This is a genomic window from Streptomyces sp. NPDC005925 (assembly GCF_040638805.1).
Lineage (GTDB): Bacteria > Actinomycetota > Actinomycetes > Streptomycetales > Streptomycetaceae > Streptomyces.
In genome coordinates this window covers 25,540-31,791 of sequence record NZ_JBEXVL010000018.1, presented here as the reverse complement: position 1 = coordinate 31,791, position 6,252 = coordinate 25,540, and the positions used below count along the sequence as shown (strand labels likewise).

Here is a 6,252-nt window from a genome sequence, read left to right as displayed (position 1 = left end):
GGGCTGCGGGCTGCGGGCTGCGGGCTGCGGGCTGCGGGCTGCGGGCTGCGGGCTGCGGGCTGCGGGCTGCGGGCTGCGGGCTGCGGGCTGCGGGCCTAACGCCGGCCCTCCCCTGCGGGACTCGCGGTCCGGCCGCCGGAATACCGTCGCCCCGCTCCGGCCGTCCCGTCGGCGAGAGAATCGTGCAGGCCGACCCGGCCGGAACGCCGTCAGAGCCGCCCGACCGAAGATCCTCACACACCGTCAGAACCCCTCCCCCGGCAGGAACTCGGTATCCTCGCCCTCCTCCTCCAGTGCCCGGCGGACCACTCGCAGGGCCATGCCCTCGGGGTAGCCCTTCCTCGCGAGCATGCCCGCGAGGCGACGCAGGCGCTTGTCACGGTCGAGGCCGCGGGTGGTGCGCAGCTTGCGGTCCACGAGGTCGCGCGCCGTCGTCTCCTCCTGCTCGGAGTCGAGCTGGGAGACGGCCGCGTCGATCAGCGTGGCGTCGACGCCCTTCGTGCGAAGTTCCCGGGCGAGCGCTCGGCGGGCCAGGCCTCGTCCGTGGTGCCGGGACTCGACCCACGCGTCGGCGAACGCGCTGTCATTGATCAGCCCGGCCTCCTCGAACCGCGACAGCACCTCGTCCGCAGCCTCGTCCGGGATCTCCCGTCTGCGCAGGGCGTCCGCGAGCTGCTTCCGCGTGCGCGGGGTCCCGGTGAGCAGGCGCAGGCAGATCGCCCGTGCCTGCTCCACCGGGTCCCCGGGAGGGTTCCCCTTCTCGGCCCTCGACGAGGAAGAGGCACCCCCGTCCTCACCGGACGGCTGTCCGCGGTCACGGCGACGGCTCCCCCGTGAGCCATCCGCGCCGCGAGCCCGCCGTGCTCCGCCTCTGCGTCCCCCACCGGGGACGCCGGCGCCGTCCGGCCACTCCTCGTGGCCCGGCCCGGTGTCGTACGGCTCCCCCGCCCTGTACGGCACCGTGCCACCGTCGTGTCCGCCGTCCGTGCCGCGGGCGGTGCGCTCCCCGTGTCCTCCGTACGCGTCACCGCCCGTCCCGGCGGAGCCCTCGTACTCGGCCCAGTCGGTTCGTCGTGTCACCGGTCAGCTCTTGGCTGCCGCGGCCTTGGACTTGGTGGCCTTGGCCGCGGCGACGGGCACCGCCGCGGCCGCGTCGGCCGGAACCGCCTTGGCCGCGGCGTCCGCGACCGGCTCGGCGGCCGGCGCCTCGGGACGCACGCCGACGCCCAGCTTTTCCTTGATCTTCCTCTCGATCTCGTTGGCGAGGTCGGGGTTGTCCTTCAGGAAGTTGCGCGCGTTCTCCTTGCCCTGGCCGAGCTGGTCGCCCTCGTACGTGTACCAGGCACCGGCCTTGCGGACGAAGCCGTGCTCCACGCCCATGTCGATCAGACCGCCCTCGCGGCTGATGCCGTGACCGTAGAGGATGTCGAACTCGGCCTGCTTGAAGGGGGGCGCGACCTTGTTCTTGACGACCTTGCAGCGGGTGCGGTTGCCGACCGCGTCCGTGCCGTCCTTCAGGGTCTCGATGCGCCGGATGTCGATGCGCACGGAGGCATAGAACTTCAGGGCCCTGCCACCGGTCGTGGTCTCCGGGGAGCCGAACATGACGCCGATCTTCTCGCGGAGCTGGTTGATGAAGATGGCGGTGGTCTTGGACTGGTTGAGCGCGCTGGTGATCTTCCGCAGTGCCTGGCTCATCAGACGGGCCTGCAGACCGACGTGGCTGTCGCCCATCTCGCCCTCGATCTCCGCACGCGGCACGAGCGCGGCGACGGAGTCGATGACGATGAGGTCGAGGGCACCGGAGCGGACCAGCATGTCCACGATCTCCAGGGCCTGCTCGCCGTTGTCCGGCTGGGACAGGATGAGGTTGTCGATGTCGACGCCGAGCTTCTTCGCGTACTCGGGGTCGAGGGCGTGCTCCGCGTCGACGAACGCGACCTGGCCGCCGGCCTTCTGCGCGTTGGCCACGGCGTGCAGGGTCAGGGTCGTCTTGCCGGAGGACTCCGGTCCGTAGATCTCCACGACGCGGCCGCGCGGCAGGCCTCCGACGCCGAGGGCCACGTCGAGGGCGGTCGAGCCGGTCGGGATGACCTCGATGGGCTCATTCGTCCGGTCGCCCATGCGCATGACCGCGCCCTTGCCGAATTGCCGTTCAATCTGTGCGAGCGCGGCGTCGAGCGCCTTCTCGCGGTCGGTTCCTGCCATGGGTTCCACCCGATTTGCTTGTGTCGATCGCTTCACGTCAAAGACGCTAACGCCTGCCACTGACAACGCGCCCCGACGCACGTCCGGCCTGTGGATAACTCGGGTACATCTCCATCGAGAACGGGGTGAACTGCCCATTCAGAGCTCCACTGGAACCTCCATAAGAATAGATGTTCGATTTTCGTGTCAAGCGCGACCCCCGTGCCCCGCCGGGGCGTCGGCGCCCGTCAGGCGCCTCCGTCGCCGGAGCCTCCCCCGGGCCGCGCGGTGCGCGGCCGACGTGCCCATGCACGCCACGCGCGCGCGAGGGCCCGGGGCCGGGCGGGACCCCTCCGGTGGCCGTGGACGCGCGGGTCGTCGGTGACGTCGTACCGCTTCACGTACGCGCCCAGGAACGCCTGGAGCGTGGCGACGGCGGGGATAGCGACCAGGGCGCCGACCGCGCCGAGGAGGGCCGTCCCGGCGATGACCGATCCGAAGGCGACCGCCGGGTGGATGTCGACGGTCTTCGCGGTGAGCTTCGGCTGGAGCACGTAGTTCTCGAACTGCTGGTAGAGCACGACGAAGATCAGCACCCACAGCGCGTACCAGGGGTCGACCGTGAAGGCGATCAGCATGGGCAGGGCGCCGGCGAGGTACGTGCCGATCGTGGGGATGAACTGCGACACCAGGCCCACCCACACGGCGAGCACGGGCGCGTAGGGCACGTCCAGGATCTCCAGCAGAACGTAGTGCGCCAGGCCCGAGGCGAGGGCCATCAGGCCGCGTGAGTACAGGTAGCCGCCGGTCTTGTCGACCGCAATCTCCCACGCGCGCAGCACCTCGGCCTGCCGCGTGGGCGGCAGCACGGAGCACAGGGCGCGCCGCAGCCGGGGCCCGTCGGCGGCGAAGTAGAAAGAGAACAGGGTGATCGTCAGCAGTTGGAAGAGGCCGCCGAGGACCTGGGCGGACACGTCGAGGACGCCGGTGGCGCTGTTCTGGACGTAGCTGCGCAGCCAGTCGGAGCGCAGCAGACCCTCCTGGACGTCCACGCGCCGGAGCTCGGTGTGGAAGTGCCCGTTGATCCAGTGGATGAGGGAGTCGATGTAGTCGGGGAAGCCCTCGACCATCTTGATCAGCTGGCCCGCGAGCACGGAGCCGAGCAGGGTGACGAAGCCGGCGGCCATGACGATCACCGCGAGGAAGACCAGGGCGGTGGCCAGTCCTCTGCGCAGTCCGCGCGAGGCCATCCAGCTCACGGCGGGTTCGACGGCGAGGGCCAGGAAGAACGCGATGAGGACGTTGATCAGCAGGCTGGTGAGCTGGTGGAAGGCCCAACTGCCCAGCTGGAAGACGGCGACGAGGGCGAGTGCGAGGACCATCGCGCGCGGCAGCCAGCGCGGCATGCGGGCGCCGTCCGCATCCCCCGGTGGCGGGCCGGGCGGCGTCGGAACGGAGGGGGGCGCGTGCCGGGTCGACTGCCCGGTCTCGTCGATGGATGCCACGGTGCAAGTCTCGCCCACTCCGCCGACAGGGTGATACAGCCCCCTGTGCTCTCCCCGGGTCAGTGCTTCTCCGGCGGCACGTCCATGACCGCGCAGACCACCCGCCACACGTCCTTGGCCTCCCAGCCGGAGGCCAGCGCCTCGTCCACCGTGCGCCCGCCGAGCTGCGACATCACGTGGTCGCGCGCGAACACTTCGGCGTAGCCCGGACCGAAGTGGTCCGCCATCCGCTCCCAGAAGACCGTCAACCGCATGACATCAGTATCCAGCCCCAGGGGGGTGGGCCCGCGCCGGGACCTCTCCCCGGCGCCGCTTTGCACCTACGGTCGAGGGCATGGCCGAAACAGGAGCCTCCCCGCTCCCCCCGCCGCCCCCGGCGCCGTCCCCGCTCGCCCGCGCCGAGCGCTTCGTCTGGCTCACCGCGCGTGTGCTGGAGCAGCGCCTCTTCGCGTACCACTTCCGGGACGGCCCGGCCGACCCGGTGGAGACCGCGCTGGACGCCTACCGCAACGCCGACGGCGGATACGGCCACGCGCTGGAGCCCGATCTCCGCGGCCCCGTCAGCCAGCCCCTGCACGCCGCGCACGCCCTGGGCGTGCTGGACGCCGTGGGCCGCTGCGGCGGCCCGCGCGTGGAGCGCGTGTGCCGCTATCTGACGTCGGTCTCCACGGCGGACGGCGCCCTACCGGCGGTGCATCCCAGCCAGCGTGGCCATCCGGCGGCGCCGTTCGTCCCGATCGTGGACGACCCGCCCGGTGAACTGCTCGCCACGGGGCCGGTGGTGGGGGTGCTGCGCCGCAACGACGTGTGGCACGCCTGGCTGTTCCGGGCCACGGACTTCTGCTGGCGGGCGGTCGAGTCCCTGGAGAGGTCCCACCCGTACGAGGTCGAGGCGGCCGTCGCGTTCCTGGACTCCGTGCCCGACCGCACGCGCGCGGAGGCGGCGGCCGACCGCCTGGGCCGCCTGGTGCGCGAGCAGCGCCTCGCAGTCCTGGACCCGGACCGTCCGGAGGCGTATCCCGTGGCCCCCGGTTACGCACCGCGCGAGCATCACTTCCCGTACGACTACGCGCGTACCCCGGACAGCCTCGCGCGCGCGTGGTTCTCCGACGACGAGATGGACCGTTCCCTGGACTTCCTGGCGGCGGAGCAGGGGCGGGACGGCGGCTGGCCGGTCCGCTGGCGCCAGTGGGCACCCGCCCCCGCCATGGAGTCGCGCACCCTGGTCACGCTGAGCGCCCTGCGCACCCTGCGCGCGTACGGCCGCGCCGTCGGCTGACGACGGCCCGCCCCGGACGACAGCCGCCCGTCCGGGCAGGTCACCCGCCCAGCGCCCGCACCCCCGCGGTCACGATCACGGCCGCCCCGACGACGACCAGAAACGGTGCGCGCAGCACCAGTGCCACGGCGGCGGCAGCGACGCCCGCGGCACGTGCGTCCAGGACCAGCGTCCGCCCGTCGGCGAAGGTCTGCTGCGCGGTGAGGGCGGCGAGCAGGGCGACGGGCAGCAGTGCGGCGAGCCGCCGTACGAGCGGTCGTTGCAGGGCGCCCGCGGGCACCATCAGTCCGGCGAGCTTGACGGCGTAGCAGCCGAGGGCGGTCACGCCGATCGCGATCCAGGTGTTCAACGGTCTTCCTCGGACGTGGACGTGGACGTGTGGTCGGGGGTTCGAGGGGTGTGCCCGGGTGTGTCGCGGTCCCGGGGTGCGGCGGTCGTGGCGGCACCCGCGGGGCGGCGGCCGTCTCCTCCGGGCGGGTCCTCGCGCGTGTGGCGGCGTCCGTGTGCCCACAGGACGGCCGGGGCGGCGAGCGCGGCCACCAGGACGGGCACTCCGGCGGGCAGCAGGGGCAGCAGGCCGAGTCCCAGCAGGACGGCGAGTGCGGCGACGGCCCGCTCGGTCCCGCTGCTCAGCATCGGCGCGAGCAGCGCCAGGAAGACGGCGGGTCCGGCGGCGTCCAGTCCCCACGCGTCCGTGTCACCGATGGCTTCGGCGCCCAGCGCACCGAGGACCGTGGTCAGGTTCCACAGGATGTACAGGCTGAGCCCGGTCACCGCGAACCCGACCCGGGCGCCGCGGCGGGTCGGCTGGGCCAGCGAGACGGCGGTGGTCTCGTCGATGATCCACTGGGCGGCGAACGGCCGCACCGCGCGCGGGAGGGCGAGCACCTGCGACAGGCGCAGCCCGTAGAAGGCGTTGCGCACCCCCAGGAAGAACGCCCCCGCTGCCGCCGTGAACGGGCTGCCGCCGGCCGCCAGCGCCCCCACCAGCGCGAACTGGGAGGCGCCGGTGAACACGAGCAGGCTGAGCGCGCAGGTCTGCCACAGCGAGAGCCCGCCGCCGGCCGAGGTCACGCCGAAGGCGAACCCGGACAGGCCGACGGCAATCCCGACGCCGAGGGCGTCCCGCACGACGGCCCCGTCCGGCTTCCCGCCGCCTTCTTCACTCATGTCCGTTACTGCTGTCTGTTCTGCCACGCGTCGGACGGTACGCGGAGCCGCCGCCGCGCGTCTTCCGCGTTCCCGCCGGTCGACGCCCGGGGCACGCCGACACCGGGGGGC

The 6,252-nt window shown here is 72.7% G+C and carries 7 protein-coding genes; 1 reads left to right on the top strand and 6 read right to left on the bottom strand.

What is annotated here, in order from left to right:
* Positions 1-243: 243 nt before the first annotated feature.
* From recX to ABZ354_RS20360, 4 genes are all read right to left on the bottom strand, one after another.
* Positions 244-1,080, bottom strand: a complete 837-nt coding sequence (gene recX / locus ABZ354_RS20375) for a recombination regulator RecX (protein WP_358658610.1) — start codon at positions 1,078-1,080, stop codon at positions 244-246.
* Positions 1,081-1,083: 3 nt separating this feature from the next.
* Positions 1,084-2,208 (bottom strand): recombinase RecA, encoded by a 1,125-nt coding sequence (recA, locus tag ABZ354_RS20370; protein WP_358658608.1) that lies wholly within the window; start codon positions 2,206-2,208, stop codon positions 1,084-1,086.
* A gap of 227 nt (positions 2,209-2,435) precedes the next feature.
* Complete coding sequence (locus tag ABZ354_RS20365) at positions 2,436-3,692, bottom strand: AI-2E family transporter (RefSeq protein WP_358658606.1); 1,257 nt, start codon at positions 3,690-3,692, stop codon at positions 2,436-2,438.
* A gap of 59 nt (positions 3,693-3,751) precedes the next feature.
* The gene (locus tag ABZ354_RS20360; RefSeq protein WP_358658604.1) at positions 3,752-3,946 is read right to left on the bottom strand and encodes a DUF3046 domain-containing protein; all 195 of its coding nucleotides are present in this window, start codon (positions 3,944-3,946) and stop codon (positions 3,752-3,754) included.
* 80 nt (positions 3,947-4,026) lie between these two features.
* Here ABZ354_RS20360 and ABZ354_RS20355 point away from each other — a divergent pair, with 80 nt between their 5' ends.
* Complete coding sequence (locus ABZ354_RS20355; RefSeq protein ID WP_358658602.1) at positions 4,027-4,971, top strand: hypothetical protein; 945 nt, start codon at positions 4,027-4,029, stop codon at positions 4,969-4,971.
* A gap of 40 nt (positions 4,972-5,011) precedes the next feature.
* Here ABZ354_RS20355 and ABZ354_RS20350 read toward each other — a convergent pair whose 3' ends face one another.
* Together ABZ354_RS20350 and ABZ354_RS20345 are read right to left on the bottom strand one after the other, a co-directional pair.
* Complete coding sequence (locus tag ABZ354_RS20350) at positions 5,012-5,320, bottom strand: AzlD domain-containing protein (protein ID WP_358658600.1); 309 nt, start codon at positions 5,318-5,320, stop codon at positions 5,012-5,014.
* Complete coding sequence (locus ABZ354_RS20345) at positions 5,317-6,168, bottom strand: AzlC family ABC transporter permease (protein WP_358658707.1); 852 nt, start codon at positions 6,166-6,168, stop codon at positions 5,317-5,319. Before ABZ354_RS20345 ends, ABZ354_RS20350 begins: the two co-directional genes overlap by 4 nt.
* Positions 6,169-6,252: the final 84 nt, after the last annotated feature.